This window comes from Winogradskyella ludwigii (genome assembly GCF_013403985.1).
Lineage (GTDB): Bacteria > Bacteroidota > Bacteroidia > Flavobacteriales > Flavobacteriaceae > Winogradskyella > Winogradskyella ludwigii.
In genome coordinates this window covers 159,197-185,216 of the sequence record NZ_JABFDF010000006.1, presented here as the reverse complement: position 1 = coordinate 185,216, position 26,020 = coordinate 159,197, and the positions used below count along the sequence as shown (strand labels likewise).

16 protein-coding genes are annotated in these 26,020 nt (G+C 34.1%); 13 read left to right on the top strand and 3 right to left on the bottom strand.

Annotation, left to right across the window (positions count from 1 at the left end):
* Positions 1-6 precede the first annotated feature (6 nt).
* Positions 7-702, bottom strand: coding sequence for a LytR/AlgR family response regulator transcription factor (locus tag HM981_RS14640; protein WP_179339550.1), 696 nt, complete (start codon positions 700-702; stop codon positions 7-9).
* A 201-nt stretch (positions 703-903) separates the two neighbouring features.
* Here HM981_RS14640 and rpsF point away from each other — a divergent pair, with 201 nt between their 5' ends.
* The 5 genes from rpsF to HM981_RS14615 all read left to right on the top strand — a co-directional run bounded on the left by rpsF (position 904) and on the right by HM981_RS14615 (position 3,697).
* Positions 904-1,254: a 30S ribosomal protein S6 gene (gene rpsF, locus HM981_RS14635; RefSeq protein WP_179339549.1), complete on the top strand. Its 351-nt coding sequence runs from the start codon at positions 904-906 to the stop codon at positions 1,252-1,254.
* The gene (rpsR, locus tag HM981_RS14630; protein ID WP_173588564.1) at positions 1,254-1,553 is read left to right on the top strand and encodes a 30S ribosomal protein S18; all 300 of its coding nucleotides are present in this window, start codon (positions 1,254-1,256) and stop codon (positions 1,551-1,553) included. The genes rpsF and rpsR overlap by 1 nt, the downstream gene beginning before the upstream one ends.
* A gap of 12 nt (positions 1,554-1,565) precedes the next feature.
* A complete protein-coding gene (gene rplI / locus HM981_RS14625; RefSeq protein WP_179339548.1) occupies positions 1,566-2,027 on the top strand; it encodes a 50S ribosomal protein L9 in 462 nt (153 codons plus the stop codon).
* Positions 2,028-2,158: 131 nt separating this feature from the next.
* The gene (locus HM981_RS14620) at positions 2,159-3,028 is read left to right on the top strand and encodes a glycerophosphodiester phosphodiesterase family protein (RefSeq protein WP_179339547.1); all 870 of its coding nucleotides are present in this window, start codon (positions 2,159-2,161) and stop codon (positions 3,026-3,028) included.
* Between the two features lie 192 nt (positions 3,029-3,220).
* Positions 3,221-3,697, top strand: a complete 477-nt coding sequence (locus tag HM981_RS14615) for a DUF6495 family protein (protein WP_179339546.1) — start codon at positions 3,221-3,223, stop codon at positions 3,695-3,697.
* Between the two features lie 188 nt (positions 3,698-3,885).
* Here the strand turns inward: HM981_RS14615 and HM981_RS14610 are convergent, their stop codons facing one another.
* Entirely contained in the window at positions 3,886-5,127 is a 1,242-nt protein-coding gene (locus tag HM981_RS14610) for an ABC transporter permease (protein WP_179339545.1), read from the bottom strand.
* 178 nt (positions 5,128-5,305) lie between these two features.
* On the opposite strand from HM981_RS14610, the gene hisS reads away from it, so the two are divergent.
* A complete protein-coding gene (gene hisS, locus HM981_RS14605) occupies positions 5,306-6,688 on the top strand; it encodes a histidine--tRNA ligase (protein WP_179339544.1) in 1,383 nt (460 codons plus the stop codon).
* A 73-nt stretch (positions 6,689-6,761) separates the two neighbouring features.
* Here hisS and HM981_RS14600 read toward each other — a convergent pair whose 3' ends face one another.
* The gene (locus HM981_RS14600) at positions 6,762-10,040 is read right to left on the bottom strand and encodes a LamG-like jellyroll fold domain-containing protein (RefSeq protein ID WP_179339543.1); all 3,279 of its coding nucleotides are present in this window, start codon (positions 10,038-10,040) and stop codon (positions 6,762-6,764) included.
* A gap of 445 nt (positions 10,041-10,485) precedes the next feature.
* Between HM981_RS14600 and HM981_RS14595 the strand changes: the two genes are divergently transcribed.
* The 7 genes from HM981_RS14595 to hsdR all read left to right on the top strand — a co-directional run bounded on the left by HM981_RS14595 (position 10,486) and on the right by hsdR (position 26,001).
* Positions 10,486-16,542: a PKD domain-containing protein gene (locus HM981_RS14595; protein ID WP_179339542.1), complete on the top strand. Its 6,057-nt coding sequence runs from the start codon at positions 10,486-10,488 to the stop codon at positions 16,540-16,542.
* A gap of 7 nt (positions 16,543-16,549) precedes the next feature.
* Positions 16,550-17,551, top strand: coding sequence for a PorP/SprF family type IX secretion system membrane protein (locus HM981_RS14590; protein WP_179339541.1), 1,002 nt, complete (start codon positions 16,550-16,552; stop codon positions 17,549-17,551).
* A gap of 239 nt (positions 17,552-17,790) precedes the next feature.
* Entirely contained in the window at positions 17,791-19,434 is a 1,644-nt protein-coding gene (locus HM981_RS14585) for a tetratricopeptide repeat-containing sensor histidine kinase (RefSeq protein ID WP_179339540.1), read from the top strand.
* A 2-nt stretch (positions 19,435-19,436) separates the two neighbouring features.
* A complete protein-coding gene (locus HM981_RS14580; protein ID WP_179339539.1) occupies positions 19,437-20,102 on the top strand; it encodes a response regulator in 666 nt (221 codons plus the stop codon).
* A gap of 708 nt (positions 20,103-20,810) precedes the next feature.
* Positions 20,811-21,872 (top strand): endonuclease/exonuclease/phosphatase family protein, encoded by a 1,062-nt coding sequence (locus HM981_RS14575; RefSeq protein ID WP_179339538.1) that lies wholly within the window; start codon positions 20,811-20,813, stop codon positions 21,870-21,872.
* Between the two features lie 74 nt (positions 21,873-21,946).
* A complete protein-coding gene (locus tag HM981_RS14570; RefSeq protein WP_179339537.1) occupies positions 21,947-23,518 on the top strand; it encodes a hypothetical protein in 1,572 nt (523 codons plus the stop codon).
* 179 nt (positions 23,519-23,697) lie between these two features.
* A complete protein-coding gene (gene hsdR, locus HM981_RS14565) occupies positions 23,698-26,001 on the top strand; it encodes an EcoAI/FtnUII family type I restriction enzme subunit R (protein WP_179339536.1) in 2,304 nt (767 codons plus the stop codon).
* Positions 26,002-26,020 lie beyond the last annotated feature (19 nt).

Below are 26,020 nucleotides of genomic sequence, written 5' to 3'. Positions count from 1 at the left end.
GGGCGACTACATGTTATTCAAAGCGTCTACAAGTTGAGTCTTTTTATTTCGACTCAATGGAATTTCATAAGCTCCAACTTCAACATTTTTACTGTTAAAGCGGTCAATTTTATCGAGATTCACAATGTAAGATTTGTGAATTCTTAAAAATTTACCTTCGGGTAATTCTTGTTCAAAAGCTTTCATTGTAGATAATACTACTAAGCTGTTTTCTTCTGTTACTACTTTTACGTAATCACCAAGGGCTTCAATCCATTTAATATCCTTAATATAAACTTTACGTTTTTTAAGGTTACTTTTCACAAAGATATGTTCGCCGTCTGTTTCGTTAAAATCTAATTTTAATTTATGTTGTTCAATAGCTTTTTCTACGGCAACATTAAAACGTTCTTTTGTGATTGGTTTTTGAAGGTAATCGGTGGCATCGTAATTAAATGCTTTAAAAGCATATTCGGTTTTACCGGTAACAAAAATAATTTGAGGTTTGTTGTTGAGTACATCTAGTAATTCAAAACCGTTTAATACAGGCATCTCTATATCTAGAAAGATAAGATCTACTTTATGTGTATTAAGACCGTTTTTTGTTTCTAACGCACTGCTGTATTCTGCAATAAGATTAAGTGAGGAATGATTCTCAATTAACTTTACTATAGAAAGACGCTGAATCGCAGAATCATCAACAACTACACAGTTTAAAGTCATAACATTATTAATTTTAGGTTAAGATATCGACAATAGTACAATAAATTCGGTTAAAAAACAAATATTACCGACAAACCGTATTATTTTAATTATTATTTTGCTTGTTACAAGTTTACTAATTTTAGTTGAATAAATATTGTTAAATCTAGAATAAAGATGTACTTTTGCAGCCGTTTTTAACAATAAACAAAATTATTTATTATGAATCATTATGAAACTGTTTTCATCTTAAATCCCGTTTTATCTGAAGATCAGATAAAGGAGACAGTAAAGAAATATGAGGATTTCCTCGTTTCTAAAGGTGCTAAGATGATATCCAAAGAAGATTGGGGCTTAAAAAAATTAGCCTATGCAATCCAAAACAAAAAAAGTGGCTTTTACCACTTATTTGAGTACACTGTTGCTGGTGAAGCAATCGAACCTTTAGAGGTAGAATTTAGACGTGACGAGCGTTTTATGCGTTACTTAACTGTGAGTTTAGACAAACATGCTATTTCATGGGCTGAGAGAAGAAGAGAAAAACTTAAAGTTAAAGCAAAAGCAAAAGCCTAATTATGTCATCAATAGAACAACAAGCAAAAGGAAAAAAAGACGGAGAAATTAGATATTTAACACCGTTAAATATTGAGACGTCTAAAGTAAAGAAATACTGTCGTTTCAAAAAGTCTGGAATCAAGTATGTAGATTATAAAGATGCAGATTGGTTATTAGGTTTTGTAAACGAACAAGGTAAATTGTTACCAAGACGTTTAACAGGAACATCTTTAAAGTATCAAAGAAAAGTATCTGTGGCAGTAAAAAGAGCTAGACATTTAGCCTTAATGCCATATGTAGCTGATTTATTAAAATAAAATATCATAACAATGGAACTTATATTAAAACAAGACGTTGAGAATTTAGGATTTAAAGACGATATTGTATCTGTTAAGAACGGTTATGGTAGAAATTTTTTAATTCCTCAAGGACAAGCTGTAATGGCTACTTCTTCTGCTAAAAAAGTATTAGCAGAGACTTTAAAGCAAAGAGCTTACAAAGAAAAAACTGTTATCGCTAGTGCAGAACAAACTGCTGAAGCTTTAAGAGGTTTAGATATTAAAATTACAGCTAAAGCTGGAACAGGCGCTACTGCTGGTGCTAAATTATTTGGTTCTATTACCACTATGGATTTAGTTGCTGCATTTAAAAAAGCAGGTCACGAAGTTGATAAGAAATTTATTTCTATCACTGGTGGTAACATCAAGCGTTTAGGTCAGTACGAAGCTGCAATTAGATTACACAGAGCAGTAACAGTAGATTTAACTTTCGATGTTATAGCAGACGCATAATCTTTTTATTATTATTACAAAAAACCGTTTAGTTTTCTAAGCGGTTTTTTTATTACCTTTTTTGTCAGATTATCATAGATTTAATCTTGTAAGGTTACTCATACCAAGCAGGTCTTAAAAATAGTTGTAACATGAAACAGATTTTTTTTATTCTTGCATTTTTGGCTTTTGTTGGTTGCAAACAGTCCAAAGAATCAACCCAGACTACAGAAATTGCAGCCTCAAAACTTATAGAACTTTTTAAAGCTTCTAATTCTACCTTTCCTAACGTAAGTGTACATCGCGGAGGAAAAGGATTGGTTAATTATCCTGAAAACTGTTTAGAAACTATTAACTATGTTAATGATAGTATCGTTGCTATTTACGAAATTGACATCGCACAAACTAAAGATGGGCAATTGGTGTTGTTACACGATAACTCAATTGATAGAACAACTACAGGAAGCGGAAAAGTAGATCAGTTAACCTACAATGAATTAAAAGAGTTTAATTTAGTAGATGATCATGGCAACGAAACATCTTTTAAAATTCCTTTATTTTCTGACGTATTAACGTCGTGTAAAAAGAACAACATCATTTTAACGGTAGATATTAAGAAAACAGTAAGCCAGGAAACTGTGATTAACGCTATAAGAGAGGCAAACGCTTCTGATATTGCTATTATTATCACTTACAACTTGCAACAAGCACAAACGGCTTATGAGTTAGCACCAGATTTATTATTATCTGTTTCTGCAAGAAATGACGAAGAGCTTAATCGTTTGTTAGGGACTAATGTTCCGACTAAAAATATGTTAGCGTTTACAGGAACACGTTTATCTGATGTTTCACTTTTTAAAAGATTACATGATGAAAATATTGTTTGTATGCTAGGTACCTTAGGAAACTTAGATAAAAGTGCAGAAGCTAAAGGCGGTCAATTATATCGTGAATGGAAAGAAAAAGGAGTAGATATCATGGCAACAGATAGACCTTTTGACGCTTATAAAGCAATTAATTAATTACAAAACTACCACGATTAGCATAGGAGAAGGCTTTCGTGAAATAGTTTAAAAAAATAATTAGGTCTCGTATTAACTATGAGATCAGAAACAAAGTTTTTTAATGAAATGCCATATTCATAATTTCAATTAATAAAAATTATTTTTAAAGGCATACCATCTGTCCATTGAAAAACAATAAACTAAAACCAGATGAAATATTCAAGATTAACAAAAGAACAATTTGAAGAATTACATAAAGAATTCATCAATTTTTTAGCCACACAATCTATTACTGGAGATGAGTGGGAAGCTATTAAAAAGGACAAACCAGAAACTGCTGAGCAAGAATTAGACGTTTTTAGTGATTTAGTTTGGTTGGGTGTTTTAAGTAAAGTGGAATATCTAGAACATATTTCGCCACAACAAATTCATCTTTTTCAATGTAATGAGAAAAGCATGCGATTAATAGCGTTAAGGATTGAAGAAAACGAATATGTAGACTTTACAACTAAAGAAGGGTTTAATTGGTTAAGAGATAATTTATTATCAGATTCTGTTGAGTTTTTTAATGCTAAGAAGGACTATTCAGACGATAAACATTTAGATATTTTCAAAATGATTCAGTCTGGTGCTAATATTACAAAAGGCGAATTATTTAATTACTTTTCTAATTTAGTTAAAGGCTAAGACGTCTTCAAAACCCATAAAAAAAAGCACTCATTTCAATTGAGTGCTTTTTTTTGTTTAAAAGAGTCTAAGATATATAAACGTAAAAGGTGTTTTTTTATAGTTTTATGTATTGAAGGCAAAACTATTAGATTAGTATCTTATTTGTGTTTTAATAAAAAGATTTCTGAGGTCTCAGTAATTATTTGTTACTCATAACGTAAAGACTCAATAGGGTCTAATTTCGCGGCTTTTGTTGCAGGATATAATCCGGAAATCACAGCCACAATAAAAGCAATACTTGTAGCCCAAATCATCGCCACCCAAGGTGTAGAAAATTCGAGATCAAAACCATTGGCGACGGCCATACCTATTAAAATACCAAGAACAGTTCCTAAAAGACCACCAAACTGCCCAATGATAATGGTTTCCATAAAAAACTGAAAAGCGATCGTTTTACTTTTTGCACCCAGGGCTTTACGCACACCAATTTCTCTAGTACGTTCACTAACGGAAACTAACATAATATTCATCAATGCAATTGTAGACCCAAATATAGTAATGATACTAATAATCCAGGCCGCAATATAAAGCGCGTCTATGTTTTGCGTGGCACGTGTTAGTAAATCGTCACTACGTACAACCCCAAAATCACTATCTTCTATAGGGTTTAGGCCTCTAATATTTCTAAAGGTTAATATAGCGTCTTCTTGTGCAGCTTCAAGCATATCTGCTTTATCTACTTTTACACTCATGCTATAGTTTATATAAGGATTGGTGAAAATAGAACGGGCTTTCTGTATCGGTATAATCACTCTTAAATCTTGGTTGTTTCCAAAAGTCGATCCTTTTTCCTTTAACACACCAATAACTTTAAATTTAGAACCTCTAATGCTTATCGTTTTTCCAACAGGGTTTTCAACTGTAAACAAAGCTTTTTGCAAATCGCTACCAATGACACAAACCGCATTACTGTTTTTTACGTCAAATACATTGATAGAACGGCCGTTTTCTATTTCTAAACCAGAGTTTTCAATATAAAATTCATTAGCACCAAGCACAGCAACTTCCGGATCTGTTTTTTGACTGTCGTATTTAACCTCTGCTGTAGACGTACCAAAAAAAGACACCGCTACATTAGTAAAAGGGAAATTATAATTGTCTTCAAAATCCTTAACATTTCTATAATTAATTACAGGATTTATTTTCTGACGCTCTCTACGACTCTGGCGTGAAGCCGTAAACTCGTAACGTTGAAAATTAAAAGTATTAGAACCCATCGAAGAGAAATTACTAGAGATAGTATTTTCTAAAGCGGAAACTCCACTGAGAATTCCAACCAATGCCATAATACCAATAGCAATAATTAAAACCGTAAGGATGGTTCGTAACAATTGACTTTTTATAGAATCAAAGGCAATTTTAATATTCTCTTTAGCTAATGAAAACATAGTTTTTAGTCGCGTTAATTGGGTTGTATAAAAGTATAAGACTACTTAAACATGATAAAGTTACTATAAAATGAAGATATCTTTACAAGACCTCTGAAAAATATAATATTTTTGTGTTTAGTATTGAGTTTAAATTAAGTTTCACTAAATAAGATTTCCGCTTTCGTGGAAAGTAAACATGGCACAAAAACCAAGCATCCCAAAAGGTACAAGAGATTTTAACGCAGAAGAAGTCGCAAAACGTTCTTACATCATGGAAACGATAAAAGAACAGTTTCAGATTTTTGGATTTCAACCTATTGAAACTCCAAGCTTTGAAAATTCTGAAACTTTAATGGGTAAATATGGAGATGAAGGAGATCGCTTGATTTTTAAAATTTTGAATAGTGGAGAGTATTTAAAGAAAATTTCAGATGACGATTACACATCTAAATCGGAATCTTTAATAACATCTAAGATTTCAGAAAAAGCCTTAAGATACGACCTCACAGTCCCTTTCGCACGTTACGTAGTACAACACCAAAACGAGATAGAATTCCCCTTTAAGCGCTACCAAATTCAACCGGTTTGGCGTGCAGATCGTCCGCAAAAAGGTCGTTTTAGAGAGTTTTATCAATGTGATGCAGATGTGGTAGGTTCTAAGTCTTTATTTCAAGAAGTAGAATTTGTGCAATTATATGATGCGGTTTTTTCAGCTTTAAAACTAGAAGGTGTAACCATTAAAATTAACAACCGTAAAATTTTATCTGGTATTGCAGAAGTGATTGGAGCACAAGATAAACTCATCGATTTTACAGTGGCCTTAGATAAGTTAGATAAAATAGGCGAGGAGAAAGTAAAAGAAGAAATGCGTGGCAAAGGCATTTCTGAAGATGGTATTACTAAGCTTCAACCATTATTCACGTTAAAAGGTGATTTTGGAAATCAGATTGAAAGTTTAAAATCTATTTTAAGTACTTCGGAAATTGGTTTAAAAGGTATTGAAGAACTCGAATTTATAAACACAGCCATTTCAAACTTACAACTAAAGACAGCGACTTTACAATTAGACGTGACTTTAGCAAGAGGTTTAAACTATTATACAGGTGCTATTTATGAAGTGTCTGCACCAGAAGGTGTAAAAATGGGATCTATTGGTGGTGGAGGTCGTTACGATGATCTTACCGGAATCTTTGGTCTTAAAGACATGAGTGGAGTAGGTATTAGCTTTGGTTTAGATCGTATTTATTTAGTATTAGAAGAATTAGGATTATTTCCTGATACAATTGCCGAATCTACAAAAGTATTGTTCATCAATTTTGGACAAAAGGAAGCGCTGTATAGTTTAGGTGCTGTAACCAAATTAAGACAAGCTAATGTGAAAGCCGAATTGTTTCCTGATGCAGCAATTTCTGGTAAACAGAAGAAAAAACAAATGAATTATGCGAACCGTCGTAATATTCCGTTTGTAGTTTTAATTGGAGATGAAGAATTGAATTCTGGTGTATTCACATTAAAAAATATGACTTCAGGAGAACAGCAAGAATTAGATTTTGATGCTCTTTTGGAGGTTTTAAAATAAAGTAAAATAAAGAAAGCCTCAATCTTATAAAGATTGAGACTTTCTTGCATCACTAACTCACTAACTAAACAATTTATTCAACTATAATTTTTCTTGGTGCTACGGCACCTGTGACTGTTTGTAACTTAATAATATAAGTTCCGGCACTTAAATTTTCTATATTATATTCTGAGTAATCACTTTGAGGAAAAGACGTATTGGTATATACGGATTGTCCTAACAGATTAAACAAAGTCATCGATTTTAATTCAATAAATTTAGGATTTACAATAACTATTTTATCAATGTCATTAGAGTATATAACATTAACGTTTTGTATAAGATGGTCATTGATACCTAGTTCTTCTTGATGGTTACTAAAGGTGATTTCAAAACGATCAAGATATTCTCCTGCATTCAGAAAAACGTCATAATCTCCAGTACTTAAATCATGATATAAATTTAAGCTCATATCATGCACATAAACAGTCATGTTGCTGGGTACATGTTCTAAAGCATCAATAGTTATACTATTTATACCATCGGTATTTGTTTTTATACCAATAGGAAAAGTTGTTGAAGCTTCGGCCGTGTTACTAGCTTGTATAATATAAGACTCATCATTAATGAGCCAAAACATATCGTCTATTTGTTGTTCATACAAAATACCATCATAAGCCCAATCAACATCTGGTGTGGCATTTTCATCAATAGTTAATAATAATTGTCGGCTAATGGTATTTACAGAATTAAAACCAATTCTAAATTTCATTCTATCATCTTCGTCTTCATAAGAATCCTCACTTGCATCGGCATTTGGACTTCTTACAAACATCGCAGAGTTACCTTCTTTCTTAAAAATACGTTGTCCATTATTAAAATTAATACCACCTGAGGTTTTCCCAATAACAAAAAAGCCTTGTCCAACAGCAATAGATCTGCTTGGTCTTTTTGTTGGCGAACCATCCGTAAATTCTGGGTAATTATTTTTTTTGAACGCCGCGGCAATTCCACCAGATAAATTGTAAGTTGCATAACCACCTTGATATTCGTGTGTTGTATGAGAGCCTCCTCCCCAATGATTCCAAAAATAAAGTGTACCACTGATTAAAGGATCATCATTAGAATAGGTAGAGGTATTATCATATAATTCAAGACCATTATCTCTAATAAATTGATCGGCATCAATAGCAGAAGGATAGGGATTTCCTACTAAATAATCATTGTTAGAGGATAATGGAAGTGAAATATCTCCGTTGTTAGGTTTTCCGTTAAAGACATAATTTTGAGGAGTAGATATTAAGCCTGTTCCTGGGCCTTTCATGGTAAAACCTTCTCCAGGTAAAATGGTTCCTGTTCGTCTAATATGTTGCCAAGCGGAATAGGTGTTACTTGGATTATTTGAGTATTTCCAAATCCAATAATCTGCAATTTTAATAGGAAGCGTTGGAGCTCCGTTATAACCAGATGAAGAAAAGTTAATTGGTAAAGGATTCGATGCGTTTGTTCCGTCCAGCATTACATCATAAATCTTAAAACCTTCGGTGCTGGAATTGGTTTTGGTAACAGGAGACGACCAATAGTTATAAGTATATGTATCTGATGTACCTTGCTGATCGCATTGAATTTCACCGTTAGAAATAACATCTAAGTCACTATCAAGGGTTTGAATAAGTTGCGATTCTCCTTCTAAATCTATTTTGCCTGTAAGACTTAAATGATGCGTAATCGTTAGACCATTCCCTTCGTTTAAAGCAGTGTCTCCAGGAAGTATTAATTGATTCGCTTCTACAAACAAGCTAAGTAAAGTTCTATTGTTTTGTTTGGTAATGGGTAAGGTTGAATTATCCATTGATAATTGATGCGCTGTTCTTACAATAGACCAGTCTATAGTGATATTAGAATCGACTATGGAAGCCGATCCAGGCGCATATTGCACAGCTCCATTTTTCCAAGAGCTTTGTTGGTTCCAATCACCATCTTGAGCAGATATATAAGGGAGAGGTGCCGTTTCTTCGTCAACGGTTAAAAGGTGTTTTAGTAAACCATTATGTCCGTTTCCTGTAGCGTCGACAACAGTTTTATATGAAAAATGAGACATTGGGTAATAAGCGACTAAGGCCGACCATGGAATTGTATTAATATCGTTTTTGGTAATTGTAAGTGGTAACGCTTTCCCTATAACTTGTCCAGAGTTATTAGATATTTCTTGATTCATAATAAAGCGTATTTGGTCTTCAGTTAAGAATTCGTTCCAAATGCGGACTTCATCAATACTCCCTTTAAAATGTTGTATAGGTGCCGTTTTTCCGGCAGCTCCAATAAGAAATGATGCGTTGTTGGTCATAGGATTTGTTCTGTAAGCTGAATGATCCAAAACACCATCAATGTAAATAGAAACTTCAGAACCATTATAAGAAACAGCAATATGATGCCATTCGTTATTGGGAATCGAAGTATGAGAAACTAATGATTCAATGTTTTGGTTTTTCCATTGAATTTCAATCTTATTATTTGGAGTAAGCGTGAGATCATAACCTTCAGTAAATTCTACATCGCGTTTAGAAAGAATAGATGTGCTTAAAGGGTTTGTAGTTTCATTATTTATCCATGCTGAAATAGTAAAACCATTGGGATTTAAATCAATTTTGTTCTGTACGTCAATATAACTGTTAGTCCCTTCAAAATAGATAGAACGTTCTTCCGAAATTTGAGGAGAAAATCCAAAACTAACATAAGAGGTGCCATCAAAACTATAGTTGCTTTCTAAATTACCGTTTCCATCAGAGGTTAAAATTCTGTAATCTACATTAGAATCAAAAACTTCGGAATCAGATATAAGCATATAATAGTTGCCAGTAGCAGTGGTGTTAGCAAATGCAGTTTCCGGGATTTTTAAATTAACTGTTGGTGTATTTTCTCTAATCTCAATAATTTTCCAGATGCGTTGCATTGCACTATAAGATGTAGCAGTTGTTATTGTAGAATTGAGGTTTGCGCTTAAATTCACTGTAACTTCTGAAGCTGTCGTGTTTGAGCTAGAGCCATTATTTCCCCATATTAAAAAACCATCGGTAGTGTTAATAGAGGTATTATGAATGTGATGAGTAGTATTGTGATTAGTAGCTATACTTATTCTGAGTAGTTGCTGATCTCTGCGAGAACGTGTGTTAATGTAAATACTTGACCCTTCAAGTTGTAAAGCGTTGTTGACGCCTATAGATCCAATGTTAGTATTATAGTTATTTAGTTGATTTAAAAGACTAGGATTAATACTATTAGTCTCCATAATTTCCGAAGGGTTAATGTCTTGTGCAGAAACAAGAGCGGAACTTATAAAAAAGATATAAAAGACTAACTTAATTGTTTTCATCAGATTGGGGTTTAACGAAATAATTCTGAGGCAAATATAGAATTTATTTCGAATAAACATCTATAAAATGCAAATAAATCCGATTAAGTGTATTTTCATGAAGGATTATGTAAGAATTTATGATGTTGCTTTTTATCGTGTTATCGTAGGAATAATCTATAATCTGTAACTTATTTTAGAGCTTTAAAAATTGGATTATTTGAGGTGTAATTAATTAATATTTTTAGATAAAAAAGGCAATCATTTTAATTAAATACCCAATAATAGGTATGTTATGTGTGCATCAAAAGTTTTTTATTTACGCGTTGAGTAATAGCATAAAAGTGTCATTCACGGATGATTAGATGGCCTTGTCGAAAAATGTTAAAATTTCATAACGACATAAGAGGAATTTAATTACATTGAAAATCTTTAAGTAATTAGCTATAAAAGTTTTATGGGGAAAATGAAATATAGTCTTCTATTAATTATCGGTCTTGTTTTTGGGGCAATAGGAGCATTTAATAGTGTCAATCGCGTTTTTAAAAAAAATAAGGCAGTCAAAGAACTTATTGTAAAGGTCGTTCCATTACCTGCTAGTGCTACGATATCAGGAACCTCAACCGTTTGTCGGAATGAAAGTCCACAACCACAAATTACCTTTACAGGCGCTGCTGGTCCAACACCTTATACGTTTACTTATACTCGTAACGGAGGGGCTAATCAAACCGTTTCAACAACAGGAACTGATACCTCTGTTTCAATAAATGTAAACACCAATACAGTTGGTGTTTTTACATATCAATTAGTATCTGTTAGCGATGGTTCTAATGGAACATCTTCTGCGAGTGGTACCGCTACAGTTACCGTTGCTTCCCCTCCAACTGTAGATTTTACTTTTGATAATGAAGCGTGTTCAGGTACACCTGTAAGTTTTACATCTAGTATCACCGGAAATGGTCCCTATACTTACGATTGGACGTTTGGAGATGGCGGAACGTCTTCAAACTCGAACCCTTCCCACAGTTATAATGCTTTTGGTTGTGGGTTTTCAGAATTTACAGCAGAGTTAACCATAACGGATAGTAACGGTTGTACAGAGAGTCAGTCAAAAACAGTAAGAGTTAAGCAACGTCCTAATCTTAGTTTTGAGGATATAGACCAGGAATTTTTGCCATTTGATAATTGTGGAAATAATACAGTAGATCCAACATACACTATAAATGTGGGTAATGTATCACCTTCCGATAATTGTGTAACGTCTTATGATATTAATTGGGGAGATGGTAATACGCAATCAAATGTCACATTTCCATTAACACATACCTATGCGATTTTAGGGTCTTTTGATATGGTGATTACAGGCTATGGTACAAATGGATGTATTACCAATGACACATATCTTGTTAAAAACTCTACTAATCCAGGTGGTAATGTTTCTAACCCTGGAAATACCACTAATTTATGTTTACCTGTAAATGATTTAGGATTTACCATTGCAGATTGGGGAGAAAACCCTCAGGATACCGTCTATAATGTAGATTATGGTGATGGCACGCAAGAAACGTATTCGCAAGCTGATTTAATTGCCTCATCTGCAGATTATGATCCAGCTAATCCTGCAGCAGCAAGTCCGTTTCCTTTAGTTCATATTTATACGGAATCTAGCTGTCCTGATCCTGGATATATCATAGCTTTAAATATATTTACGTCATGTGGAAATACAATCTCTACAGCAGGTCCTATTACACTATTATCGTTACCAGAAGTAGATTTTGAATTCGAGTCACCCAGTTGTTTAAATACAGAGGTTCAATTTACAAATACTACAGAAAATGGTTATGGCCCAAATTGTACAGAACAAGCCAATCATTTATGGGATTTTGGTGATGGTACAACTTCTGATTTAGAAGATCCAACGCATACGTACACATCTCCAGGAACATATACGGTGACATTATCCGAAGAAAATTTTTGTGGAGCGACACCTCCTGTAAGTAAAACAATTTGTATCGAGCCTGAGTTAGTGGCAAGTTTTAGTCCGAGTAATACTTCGGGCTGTATTCCTTTTGATGTCAATATAACAAACACAACAGATTTGTCTCAGTCGTGTGGTTCTGATACTTATCTATGGGAAGTTAATTATACACCTGAGTTTTGCGGATTAACAGAGTCGTGGAGTTTTACAAATGGTACAGATGAAAATTCAGAAAATCCGTCGTTTCAGTTTGATACAGCAGGTAGTTATGAATTAACGATGACGATTACCAATTCATGTGGCGATTTTTCAACAACCGAAACTATTGAGGTTAAACGACCACCAACAGTTATATTAGATCCAATTACTGATGCCTGTGGTTCACTAACTTTTAATCCAATTGCGGCTGTTGATGGTTGTGCTTCAGCTTCAGAAACAATAACTTATAATTGGTCGTTTCCTGGTGGATCTCCTGCAACATCAAATCAATTAGATCCTGGAACGGTAAGTTATACAGTCGTTGGCGATTATACAGTGTCGTTTAGTGTCACTAATTCTTGTGGAACCACAACAGAGACCCAAAGTTTTTCAATTAACGATTCTCCAACAATCACAAATACAGATGTCACACAAACCATTTGTTCAGGCGCTACGACAACAGCGATTAACTTAACTTCAGATAATGCGAGTACTACATTTAGTTGGTCCTCCAACAATCCAGCAAATATTACGGGTTACACTCCTAATGGAACGTCTAATACGATTCCTGCACAAACACTAATAAATACATCTGCTTCAGCAGTAACATTAACATATACTGTAACTCCAGAAATAAGTGGCTGCGCAGGTGCACCTGTTAATTTTGATATTATAGTGGAAGCAGCTCCTTTAATTACAGCGCAACCCATATCAAATTCGGTTTGTGAAAATGGCACTGCAGATGCTTTATCTGTAGCGTTTCAAGGTACAGGTACTGCAAATTACCAATGGTATCAAAACACCATAGATGATACGTCTAGCGGAACAGCAATTGCAGGTGAAACCTCAGCAACGTATACTCCTCCTACTGATATTGTTGGTACAGCATACTATTATGTGGTGATCATGTTTTCTACTGGTGGTTGTAATCAAATTACATCAGATACTGCAGCGATTGAAGTCGCAAATACCACTCAGGTTGATACGCAACCTATAAGTACACAGGCTTTGTGTATTGGTGGATTAGCAGAAGAACTGTCTATAGTTGTATCTGGTGGAGCAGGAGTCGCGTCATATCAATGGTATAGTAATACTACAAATACAAACTCAGGTGGAACCTTAATTTCAGGTGCTACGACTTCAGCATATACACCTCCTTCATTTATAAGTACAGGAACATTTTATTATTATGTAGAGGTTAGTTATACAGCCAATGGTTGTGCAGGATTGACAAGTGCTGTATCAGAAATTGAAGTTGTAGATGATCCTGTGATTACTTCAGAGCCTATTGCTTTTCAAAGCTTATGTCAGAATACCTTACCAGTAGATTTAGAAGTTATGGTGTCTAATGGTTTAGGGACCATATCTTACCAATGGTATGTAAATACGGTAAATAATGCAACAACTGGAACTCCTATTACAGGAGCTAATATGTCAATATACTCACCTCCTGTAACCGATGTTGGTACATTGTATTATTACTGTATGGTATCACAAGATGTTTCGGGTTGTGAAGTTACAAGTATAGTTAGTGAAGTTGAAGTCAGTGCAGGTGCACAATTTAGTGCGCAACCTATTTCTGATGAGTTGTGTCTAGGTGAAACCACTGCAGCTTTAATAGTAAGCTATACCAATGGTACAGGAACTGCAACCTATCAATGGTATCAAAATACGGTAGATGATACTACAACAGGAACTGCCATTGCAGGTGCAACTACAGCGACTTATAACCCTGAGGTTAATACTATAGGAACATTATATTACTATGCTATTATCACATTTAGTTCTGGTGGTTGTACAGAAATCATATCAAATACAGCAGAAATTATAGTCAACGAAACACCAATTATAGACGATTCAGCTCTGTTGATTTGTAGTGGTAATACATTTCAATTTGTTCCAGACACGACCAATACTGGTGATATCGTTCCCTTAAATACAGTATATACTTGGACGACTCCAGTTGTAAGTCCTGCAGGAAGTATTACTGGCGCAACAGAGCAGCTAACTCCAATAGCAACGGTGTCTCAATTTTTAGAGAATGCAACGATCAATCCAGCAACAGTAACTTATACAGTTACTCCGGTTTCAGGAAACTGTAATGGTTTAGATTTTGATGTTGTTGTCACTGTTAATCCGTCAATTTCTGTGAGTTCAATAGTTGTAAATAATACGTGTTTTGAGTCAAATACAGCTTCTATCAACATTACAGTAGTTGGAGGTATACCATTCGCTTCAGGAAATTCATATATGATTAACTGGACAGGGCCAAATGGTTTTACAAGCAGTAACGAAGATATTTCTAATCTTGAAGCAGGTTCTTATACGTTAAATATTCAAGATGATGGAGGTTGTCCGTATTCAGAAACATTTACCATTACCGAGCCTGATGAGTTAGTATTTAGTTCCGTAGATTTTGATCCAGAAACCATTTCGTGTTTTGGAGCTAATGATGGAACTATTGGTATTGATATTATTGGTGGAACCTTACCTTATGTTTACACATGGACATTAGATGGTTCTCCATTTTCAACAGATGAAGATGTAACAAATCTAGGACCTGGTGATTATACGATCTCAGTTACAGATGATAATAATTGTGGACCTATAACACAGAGTTTTACGATTCAAGAACCTGAATTATTACAAGTCACTTTAGATACAAAAACTGATGTGCTATGTTTTGGAGACGCAACGGGAGCGATAGCGGTTAATGTGGTTGGTGGTCGAACAGATTATAGTTTTGCTTGGACAGGTCCTAACGGATTTACAAGTACCAATGAAGATATTGATACGTTAGTTGCTGGGATTTTTAATATCACTGTAACAGACGATTCTGGTTGTACCGATATGTTAGAGGTTGAAGTGCTTCAAAATACCCAAATAGATATTGATGTTACGGTTACTGAGATTATATGTTACGGAGATAATGACGCTTCAATTACCATAAATAATATTTCAGGAGGTGTAGCTCCTTATGGGGTAAGTTGGAGCAATTTCGGAACAGGAAATAATCAAACCAATTTGTCGGCTGGTACTTATACTATAACCATTACTGATGCAGAAAATTGTGAACGTCAGTTTCCTATTGTTATAGATGAAGCGCCTATCTTTTTAATAGATCCTGTGGTAACACAAATGACGTGTTCTGGTGAAAACGATGCTAGTATTGCTTTAAATTTTGTTGGAGGAATCGACCCTGTAACGGTTGTTTGGGATGATGATCCAATCGCAGGGACAGAGCGTAATAATTTAGCGCCAGGAACCTATTCGGTGACCATTACAGATGGTACACCTTGTGTCATCCAAGGTAGTTTTACCATTTTTAATATTTTGCCTTTAGAACTTTCAGCCAATGTCACTGATGCTTTAGATTGTGATGATACTAATAGTGGTGCTATAAATTTACTCATACAAGGCGGAACACCTCCATTTAATGTGGTTTGGTCTAACGGAAGTCTAACGGAAGATTTAGATGATATCCCTCCAAATACCTACGTGGCAAATGTTACGGATGCCAATGGTTGTGAGATTGAAGGCAGTTGGATCGTAAATAGATTTGAGCCTTTAGTTTTAGCTGTAGAAACTCAAGTTGAGGTCGATTGTGAAGCACATACTTTAAATCAGACGTTTGTGGCCATGGCAAGTGGCGGAGTACCACCCTTTGAGTACAATTGGTCTAGTGGAACCGTTAGTGGATCAAATAATGAGTTAATGACAACCGATTTAGACGGTTTAGTCATCTTAGAAGTTGAAGATAGTCTTGGTTGTACCACCAATTATTCATTAAATGTATCGACTCCTATTTTAGGAGATGCAGATTTTACAACCTCATCCTTTGGGTATTTAAATTTTGGGGTTTATGCCATTCAAGATCCTATTGAATTTATTAATGAAGCAACTGGAGTTTACGAAAGTGTATTGTGGGATTTTGGTGATGGTAGCTTTTCAGCAGAAGATAATCCTATACACACCTATTTTGAAGTCGGTAGTTATGTGGTAACACAAACCGTAACGTATGCGTTTGGTTGTGTTTACACTAAAATGATAACCCTTAATATAGAGGAGGGCTATAAACTTATAATGCCAAATGCATTTACACCAAATGAAGATGGATTGAATGATTTCTTCGGGCCAGTTCATATAGGACTTAATACTTTAGAAATTAGTATTTATGATACTTGGGGAAGTCTTATTTATCAAGAATCTGGCGATAGCATTAGAGGATGGGATGGCAAAGTAAAAGAGGAATTTGCTGAGAATGGAAATTACTATTACACCTTCACATCGAAAACTTTTTATGGAGACGTAATTAAGAAACAAGGAGCTTTTGTATATATCAAATAAAACCAAAATGACATTGAAAAGAATAATAATTACACTATTGGTTTTAGTCGGTTTTAAAGCCCAAGCACAAGATCCAATTTTTACACAATCTAACTATATACAAGAAACATTAAACCCAGGGTTTTCTGGTTTTGAAGATAGTGATAGAGTAGCGGCCGGAGTTTTAAGCAGAACACAATGGCCTAATTTAGATTTAAGAGTAGATACTCAATATGCGTATTTTAATAAATCGTATGATTATGGACCTAGCCTTGGTTTTGGTATTGGTGCCAATTTTTTAAGACAGCACGAGGCTTTTAGTAAATACAATTATTATCAGTTTAATGTTAATTATGCGCATCGCGTTAACTTAGATGGAGGTTGGTATTTTAGACCAGCGTTAGAAGTGGGGTTTGGTTTTAAGGATGTTGGTTTTAGTAACCTCACGTTAGCAGATCAAATAAATATTAATTCAGGGGTTGTAAATCCTGTTTCGGTAGATCCTTTGAGTAATACTATCAATAATGTGTTCTTCGGAGATATTTCTGCTGGTATTGTTTTTGAAAGAGCAGAATTCAATGGCATAACGTATTGGTTTGGCGCTTCTGCTAAGCATCTTAATCGTCCTAATATTTCATTTGTAGATGGAGAAGAATTACCATTAGATATTTTCTATTCGTTACATGGCAATTTTCGCTTTCCTTTTATGAATGATTACAATATTATGATGACGGCCAATTACATGCAACAAGGAGAATATAACCGTTTAGATATTGGCTCTTTGTTTATGGTCAATCAGTTTCTTATTGGTATTACAGCAGCAACAAATCCGGCTAAAAATGATACCAATAGTCATGTGTTAACTTCCATCAATGGATTTCTAGGTTTAGAATATGACGCTTTAAGATTTGGGTTGTCGTATGATGTGAATACGTCTAAAATAGGACGGACTAATGGTGTCTATGAAATTTCGGTAACGTATTTATCGCGATGCAGACGTTGTAAAGTAGATCGCAGTCGGAAACGGTAGAGTAAATTGGGATCTGTTTTTTATTTATAAATGGATAGGCTAAATAGCATTCTAGTTATAATAACAATATAAGTATTAGACTTTTATAAAAGCATTACGAAATTGAATACCAGAGGTCTCAAGGGTGGTTATTTCAAAATAAATACCAAGTCTTATTGTGATGGTAATGGAGAACTTTGTTCACCTCGTTCTTCTTCAAGAAATATAGGGTAATAACTATTTTATTATAATTTAGAGGAATGAAATTAACCAAAATAGCATTCCTCTTTTTTTTTGTTATAACAAGTGCATATACCTATGCACAGCAAGCCAATGATAGCTTATCCTATTTTATAAACTTAGTTGAGAGACCTAAAAGACCAATTGATCTTTCCAACGCGTATAGCTTTATTGACAACGCTAAGAATTCCGCAATAAAGAATAAAGATACCGTTAGTACCATATATTGCTTGTATAATTTAGCAAGTATTACTTATAAAGTAGGATTTTACAATGAAAGTGAAAACACAGCAATTGAGGGTTTAAAACTATTAGATAAAGTAAAACCAACAGCATATAATCTTAACTTAAGGAAAAGTCTAAACAACCATTTAGGTCTATTGTATACTGAAAGTGATAACGCTGTTGTAGCTTCAAGTTTATACAATAAAGCGCTGAAATTTGCACAATCTAATAAGGATAGTATTGTGCTTTATAATAATATATCAAATATTTATAAAGACAAGCAAGACTATGATCGTGCTAAAACGTATTTACAAGATGCATATGCCCTTTTTTCAACAAAAACAGATACACTAACAAAAGCCCTTGTTTTAGATAATTTAGGCTATGTAAGCTTTAAGTTGAATGACGATAATGCATTTCAGCTTTTACAAGAATCGCTAAAACTTCGTGTAGCAAAACAAGACTATAAAAGTATCTATGCGAGTTATAGGAGTTTATCTGAATACTATAGGGATCAATCAAATATTAAGAAAGCAACAGCGTTTTCTTTAAAAGCGCTTACCATAGCAAATCGCCTCAACAGTATGTCTTATCAAATGGATGCTTTAGGATTTCTGGTTGAATTAGGTGATAATGAATACGCCAAAGATTATAAGAAAACGTATGATAGTCTGTTGAAGTTTGAAAAAGAGAGTTTAAATAAATTCGCTTTACTAAAATATGATCATTCAGAATATAGACGAAAAGCTTTAGAGAGTCAGATCTTAGAAGAGCAGCAAGAACAACGCACTATAATAGCCATTATTGTAGCGGCTTTTATTGCGTTATTATCCGTATTTATCTACTTTATTTTAAACTCCAAGCACAAAAAAGAAAAGTTACAGCAAGTCTATGATACTGAGTCTAGAATTTCGAAACAAATACATGATGATGTTGCCAATGATGTGTTTCAATTTATGACCAAATTAGAAAGTGAAGATCTAGCTAATATACAATTAATAGATGATTTACAAGGCATTTACGATAAGACCAGAGACATTTCCAAGGAATATAATGTTATAGAAGGCGAAGGACTATTTGTAGATACCATAAGAGATTTGGTATTAAGTTATAGTGATGCTACTACAAGTGTTTTAGATAAGGGCAGTGCAGATATTAATTGGGAAACCTTTTCTAAAATAAAAAGAACTACAATTTATAAAGTGTTACAAGAGCTTTTAATTAACATGAAAAAACATAGTCAGGCCTCTGTGGCCGTTTTAATGTTTAAGACCGAAGGGAAGAAAACAGTAATCACATATTCAGATAATGGGGTTGGAAGTGACTTTAAAAAGCATACAGGATTGCAGAATGTGGAAAACCGTATTGTTTCAATAAATGGAACAGTTACTTTTGATACGCAACCAAATAAAGGATTTAAAATAAAAATTATTATTTAGCGATGTTTAAAAAGGTTTTAATTGTAGACGATCACGATGCTATTAGTAAAAGCGTCCATCAGGTTTTAACGGCATGCAACGTTAAAACCATAGATACTGCGCAATACTGTGATGATGCGTTTTTAAAAGTAAAACGAGCCGCTCTTGACGGTAATGATTATAATCTAGTGATAACAGACCTATCTTTTAAAAAAGATCATCGTAATGCTAGTTTTGAGTCTGGCGAAGATTTAATAGCCGCCTTACGTAAAGACTTTCCTGAGTTACCAATTATAGTGTATTCTATGAACGACCATTTACAAAAAGTAAGAGCATTGGTTAATCAGCATACTGTTAATGCCTATGTCTGCAAAGACAGAAAAGGCTCTATTCAATTAGAAGAAGCTATTAAAATGGTGGCTCAAAAAAAGCGCTATTTATCACCACAAGTAGCGCAAGCCATGAGTCCAAAAAGTGACATGGAAATCTATGATTATGATATCCAATTACTAAAATTATTGTCTAATGGCTTATCACAAGAAGATATAAGCCATCAGTTTAAAACTAATGCTATCCGTCCAAATAGCTTGAGCACCATAGAAAAAAGATTGAATAAATTACGCATTCAATTTAAAGCAAATAATGCCATTCATTTAGTGGCTATTGTAAAGGATTTAGGACTTATTTAAAAATAAAATAGGGCATTACGGAAAACAGTAAGGGATCTGCTTTTTTAAGAATTAAATTTGCCGTGTTCTTACCTTAGAGGGACAAATAAGGGCTATTAAATGAATTAGGGATTAATTCAGAGGGGTATTCAATTTTGAATACCTCTTTTTTTGTGTTTTCCTTTTCACTTCACTGGATGTTTTTAAATTAGGGTGGTGTTTGTTGTTTATTGTGTTCATTTTAGTTCATAAGGTTTTTATTTTATTAAATAGGTTTTCATGAATGCTTAGCATTTCGCTAAAGCACCATTCGCTAATGCATTATTGTTTTTAGGTCTTTAATTTAATTGTATGTCAATCCTAGATATAATAGCTTAAAGGTAGTTATTGCTCATTATTTCTGAAAATCGTTGGTTCCTACGTTGTCGGGATCATCCTTTACAGGGTTTTTTTATGCTTCATTGTAACTCGGTTAGGTTTGTATTATTACGCTGTAGTTATAAGATAAAATGTATTACAAAGCTAAATTTTGCGTTTTATCTTGTTTGTTGTTAGTGGTTTAGCTGTTTTTAGTAATTTTAATACATCCCTTAAATACGGCTTCCTTAACCGTAAGAATTATTATAATTGGTTGTTGACACACGATAGTAAAATTACCCCTTATAGGGTATGGTTTGCTATACCAATAGCTATTCATTTTATCCCTATTGAACATTATACCACTGAATTATGTCATTAAAGATTTCGACCTGGAATGTAAAACACAGTCAGCAACTTATTGAAGACGATCCTTCTTCCATTATCTTAGAGCGCATTAGGCGTGTAAAAGCCACTATTACTGAAATTAACGCAGATATTTTATTAATGGTTGAAGGTCCTAAGGGAGAAGCCAAGATTATTGATTTTTGCCATAAGGTCTTAGATAATGCTTGGGTGCCTGTGTTGTTACAAGGCTCAAATGATGCTGTGGGAGATCGGGATCGGGATTATGGTTACGATATGCGTGGTACGCAGTGGCTATGGTATTTGGTAAAGCCTACGGTATTGGCTCAATGTAGAATCCAAGCCGCCATTGTTTGGCAGTCCTTTATTGGTGGTAAGCATTGGCAGGTGAATTATTGGGGACAATTTGAACGCGACGATCACGAGCATTTCCGTCAGCCGCAAGTTCTTATTTACAGATTAGATAACGGTAAGGAGATTGAGTGCATTGGTGTACACCTTAAATCTAAGATTAATAAAGAACGTATTACTTATGATGCTGAAAAGAACCTTACGGGAGCTTATGTTAACACCGCTTTAAAAGCCCGGGTGAAACTTGCTACGGAAGCGCGTAATATTAGGCATTATGTAGATGCGAAGTTTAGACAATTAGAAGCTCCTGCTTTAGTGATTTTAGGAGATTGTAATGATGGTCCTGGGCAGGATTATTTTGAATCTAATTATCTGTTTTTTGATTTGATACAGAATCTGCAAGGAGAAGTTTTGATGGCCGAAAAGTATTTTAACCACGTGCTGTTTGATGTGGCTAAAGATCTGCGCTGGACAGCACGCTTTAGAGATCCCATTCTTAAGATTCCAGCTAGTAAAAATCCTTTGCTTATTGATCATATTTTAGTGAGCCAACCTTTGTGCAATGGTAGTTTTCCTTTAAAGGTGAATGCGAAAGCAGGGCAGGTGGAGCATGAGATTTTTGAGCGGGTGAATGCTGATTCTAACAGTAAGACTATTTCTAGTGATCATCGGCCTGTGTCTGTGTTTTTGTCTGATAATGAGTTTGTTGTAGTGTAATATACCCTTTATTGGGTATGGTGTGTAGTAGGTATTGCTGTTAATTTTGAGTATTAACCAAAACCAACCTTATTATGAAAATTAATGTACTATTTCTATTTTTCTCTATTGGATTATTTGCTCAGAATGATAAAACGCTTGTTTTTAATCAATATATTGAGTTAGAACAGGGTGTGAATGTTAAATTAGCCTCGAAAAAGTTAGTTTCAGACTACTCTTTTGATAAGCTTATTTTAAAAGATTTATCTTACTTGTTACTTGGTGAAACAAGCCCTAGTGAAGGACTAGAAGCTACTTTTAATGAAGATAAAAATAAAATTTCTTTAAGTGGAGGTATTTTTTCTGGGCAACATTATCTAGTTACTGCTAAAGGTGATTTTAGTACTACAGATAAAGGTATTTATTTTTTTGATGAGAATAACGGTAGTACCGATGCTAAAATTTCTATTAATTATTTTCATTCAATTTGGTCAACACGAAAATATTTTAAACCAATTAAGAATAAAAAGGTTCAGAGAGGGTTTTATAAAATTGAGACAGCTAAGAGAAAGAAGATTGCAGATTTATTAAAAGACTATCATTATTCTTGGATTTTGTTGACGCATAAAGGTATCCCTGTAGAGAATTTAGAATCTACAATTGAGGAATTAAATGCAGCTGTAAAAAAGTATGACTATGTTTTAGAATTAGAGGGTGATTTTGTTGAAAAAGTTGATTCTGCTCATGTAAATACTTTTATCAAGGAAAAAAAAATTAGTTCAAGATCAGCAGTCGTAATTCAATCAATTATAATTGAAGATGATGATGCCAAGAAGGTAACTCTACCAATTAAACCTGAAAGCTCTGAAAATATACATGACTTAAAACTGGAATCTTATGATATTGAAAAGGCAATCACTCTATATGAAAAGACACTAACCTCAATAGATTCAATTACGGACATTATAAGTACTACAGAAATTGAACAAGCACAACCTTATTGGAATAGTAAAAAGTTAATTTATTTTGGTGGGTCACCCTTTTATACACGTGAGACCATATCAAAGGTTTATACATTTAATGAAAGTTTACCTTTTAATAAACAGTTTAATGATGCAATTGGAGATTTATTTGGTGTTGATATGCAAGTTGGTTATTTCTATCAAACTAAGCCTGAATCTTACTCAATGGTAAAAACATTTTACACTAGATTAACTGGGCAAATAGCAAGAGGGTCTAATGTAGATGGGTTTAAAAAACAAACTTATGAATTTCCATCTACTATAGGTGATACATTAAGTACAGGGATAATTACAAATCCGAATAAAATTGAAGGTAATTATAATACCGATGGTCAACTGTATAATTATGGTTTGAAAACGTCTGTTGGTGTAGAAGCTTATCTATATCCAAGTACACACTTCGGTTTATTTGGACAAATAGGCTATAGTCATGTTGAATTTGATACCGGTAAGGGCAAGGATAGTGAGATTTACAATATGCGTTTAGGTATTTTGATAAATTTAAAGTCTAAGGAAAAGAATTTTGCCACGCTACAGTTTTTTGCAGACCGGTCTGATCTGAGTAAATCCCCTAATAGTGAAGACAAAGATTTACGCTTTGGCTTTAAGTTGGGTATACCGTTTTATTTTAAAAGTCAATTATAAGGGTACGCCTTAGCAGTATTAATTGGATAATGAGGTTTTCCGTAAAGGAAAGTTAAGGAATTACTATACATTTCACTTTGTAAATTAAAGGGTTTTTATATCTTTAATCTCCCTACAATTCAATTTTAACTGACAGATCGTTTTGCGTTTATCTAACGCAGAATTGCTAATGCTTATTTATGACAAAACACATATCAGAATCTGATACCAGAGCGAATTTTATTGACCCTAAGTTGGTGGATAGTCATTGGGAATCTATTCATATTGTTAGGGAATATTATTTTACAGATGGAAGAAAGCTTTTAGGGAATAAAAGAGGGAAACGTTTATTCCTTGATTATCTCTTAAAGTTTAATAATACTAATCTGGCCATTGTTGAAGCGAAAAAATTAGGAGATCATCCCACCAAGGGATTACAACAAGCATTAGATTACGCAGAAAAACTAAAAATCAATTTTGTTTACGCTACCAATGGTAAACAAATTTATGAGTTTGATAGACGAACTGGTAAAGGAGATTATGTTGATGATTTTCCAACACCTCAAGACTTATACAATCGCCTTTTTGGAAAAAAGAACGCACTAAAAGAGCAGCTTCAGCGTATTCCATTTTTATTAACAGGTAATTTTGGACCACGTTATTATCAAGAGATTGCGGTAAATAAAGTGATGGAGAGTATTGCTGATGGTCAAGATCGCATCCTTTTGACCTTAGCCACAGGAACTGGTAAAACCTTTATCTCATTTCAAATTGTACATAAGTTATTACAAGCCAAATGGAACTTAGATGGCAATGATAGACGACCAAGAGTTTTGTTTTTAGCCGATAGGAATGTATTGGCAGATCAAGCCATTAATACGTTTAATCCTTATGAGAAGGATGTTATTAAAATTGATGGGGAAGAAGTTCGCAAACGTAATGGCGTAGTACCTACCAATGCCTATATCTTTTTTGCTATCTATCAAGCTATTGCAGAACGTGAAGATATTGGCGGTTTTTACAAAGAATACCCAAGTGATTTTTTCGACTTAATTGTTATTGATGAGTGTCATAGAGGAAGTGCTAATGAAGAAGGTTCATGGCGCGCCATTTTGGATCATTTTAAGCCTGCAATTCATTTAGGATTAACGGCGACACCTAAACGTGACGATAATGTTGATACCTATAAATATTTTGGACAACCTATTTACGAGTATTCTTTAAAGGAAGGCATTCAAGATGGTTTTTTAACACCTTATAAAGTAAAGCGTGTAACTACAAATATTGACGAATACATTCATACGAATGATAGTAGGATTATTCAAGGTGAAGTGACTAAAGATCGATACGAACTTAAAGATTTCAATAGTAGTATTACCGTAAAACAGCGTATTGAATTGGTAGCGCAAACTATTTTGCAACACATTGGTAAAATGGATAAAACCATTGTGTTTTGTGCCAATCAAGATCATGCGTTAGACTTACGCGATTATATTAATAAATATAAGGAGGTAACAGACCCTAATTACTGTGTTAGAGTCACTAGCGATGAGGGGAAACATGGCCGCGAACTTTTAGAGAAATTTCAAGATAATGACAATGACATTCCAGTTATATTAACCTCTTCAAAAATGTTAACTACGGGAGTAGATGCTAGAAATGTGCGCAATATTGTATTAACGGCACCCATTGGCTCTATGGTAGAGTTTAAACAAATTATAGGGCGTGGTACACGTGTGTTTGATGGTAAAGACTTTTTTACCATTATCGATTTTGTGGGAGCTACTAATTTATTTTACGATGCCGCATGGGATGGAGAACCCGAAGAACCTGCTGGAGGTGAAGGAGGAGAGTCAACACCAAAACCACCACGGCAACCCAAGGTTAAAGAACCTGGCGAGCCTTACGACCGTAAAGAAAAACTAATTATAGAATTGTCTAATGGGAGACAGTTAAAAGTAACAGACGTTGATACCCGTTATATTGATGAAAATGGAAAACCACTCACCGTACGTGAGTTCTTGGAAAAACTGATAGGTGAGTTACCTGCTATTTATAAAGACGAAACTCATTTACGCAACATTTGGTCTAATCCTGATACGCGAGCAAGTTTGCTTATTCAGTTAGGGGATTTAGGCTTTGATAATGAGCAGCTCAATGATTTACGTAATATGATTGCCACACCAGAATGTGATATTTTTGATGTGCTCTCGCACGTATCTTTTAATTCTAATTTAATGACACGTAAGCAACGTGTAAAGTTTGTAAAAGACCAACCCGAATTTTTTGAAGTCTATAAAAACTTAGAAGCGCGAGAGTTTCTGCAATTTATATTAAAGCATTATGAGGATTATGGTATTGAGGAATTACAGCGCGATAAGTTGGGCGATTTAGTGAAATTAAAATTAGGGACATCTAAAGATGCTAAAACCGCTTTTGGAGATATGAAAACATTATTAGGAGCTTATTATAAATTACAAGAAAACATATATAGAGCAGGATAAAATCAGTACTGTCAGGCTG

Excerpts from the sequence above, each read along its gene's own strand:
- HM981_RS14580 (WP_179339539.1), top strand. The coding sequence starts at position 19,437 with ATGTTTAAAAAGGTTTTAATTGTAGACGATCACGATGCTATTAGTAAA.
- rplI (WP_179339548.1), top strand. The coding sequence starts at position 1,566 with ATGGAACTTATATTAAAACAAGACGTTGAGAATTTAGGATTTAAAGAC.
- HM981_RS14610 (WP_179339545.1), bottom strand. The coding sequence starts at position 5,127 with ATGTTTTCATTAGCTAAAGAGAATATTAAAATTGCCTTTGATTCTATA.
- rpsF (WP_179339549.1), top strand. The coding sequence starts at position 904 with ATGAATCATTATGAAACTGTTTTCATCTTAAATCCCGTTTTATCTGAA.
- HM981_RS14570 (WP_179339537.1), top strand. The coding sequence starts at position 21,947 with ATGAAAATTAATGTACTATTTCTATTTTTCTCTATTGGATTATTTGCT.
- HM981_RS14600 (WP_179339543.1), bottom strand. The coding sequence starts at position 10,040 with ATGAAAACAATTAAGTTAGTCTTTTATATCTTTTTTATAAGTTCCGCT.
- hsdR (WP_179339536.1), top strand. The coding sequence starts at position 23,698 with ATGACAAAACACATATCAGAATCTGATACCAGAGCGAATTTTATTGAC.
- HM981_RS14640 (WP_179339550.1), bottom strand. The coding sequence starts at position 702 with ATGACTTTAAACTGTGTAGTTGTTGATGATTCTGCGATTCAGCGTCTT.
- HM981_RS14615 (WP_179339546.1), top strand. The coding sequence starts at position 3,221 with ATGAAATATTCAAGATTAACAAAAGAACAATTTGAAGAATTACATAAA.
- HM981_RS14590 (WP_179339541.1), top strand. The coding sequence starts at position 16,550 with ATGACATTGAAAAGAATAATAATTACACTATTGGTTTTAGTCGGTTTT.
- HM981_RS14585 (WP_179339540.1), top strand. The coding sequence starts at position 17,791 with ATGAAATTAACCAAAATAGCATTCCTCTTTTTTTTTGTTATAACAAGT.
- hisS (WP_179339544.1), top strand. The coding sequence starts at position 5,306 with ATGGCACAAAAACCAAGCATCCCAAAAGGTACAAGAGATTTTAACGCA.
- HM981_RS14620 (WP_179339547.1), top strand. The coding sequence starts at position 2,159 with ATGAAACAGATTTTTTTTATTCTTGCATTTTTGGCTTTTGTTGGTTGC.
- HM981_RS14575 (WP_179339538.1), top strand. The coding sequence starts at position 20,811 with ATGTCATTAAAGATTTCGACCTGGAATGTAAAACACAGTCAGCAACTT.
- HM981_RS14595 (WP_179339542.1), top strand. The coding sequence starts at position 10,486 with ATGAAATATAGTCTTCTATTAATTATCGGTCTTGTTTTTGGGGCAATA.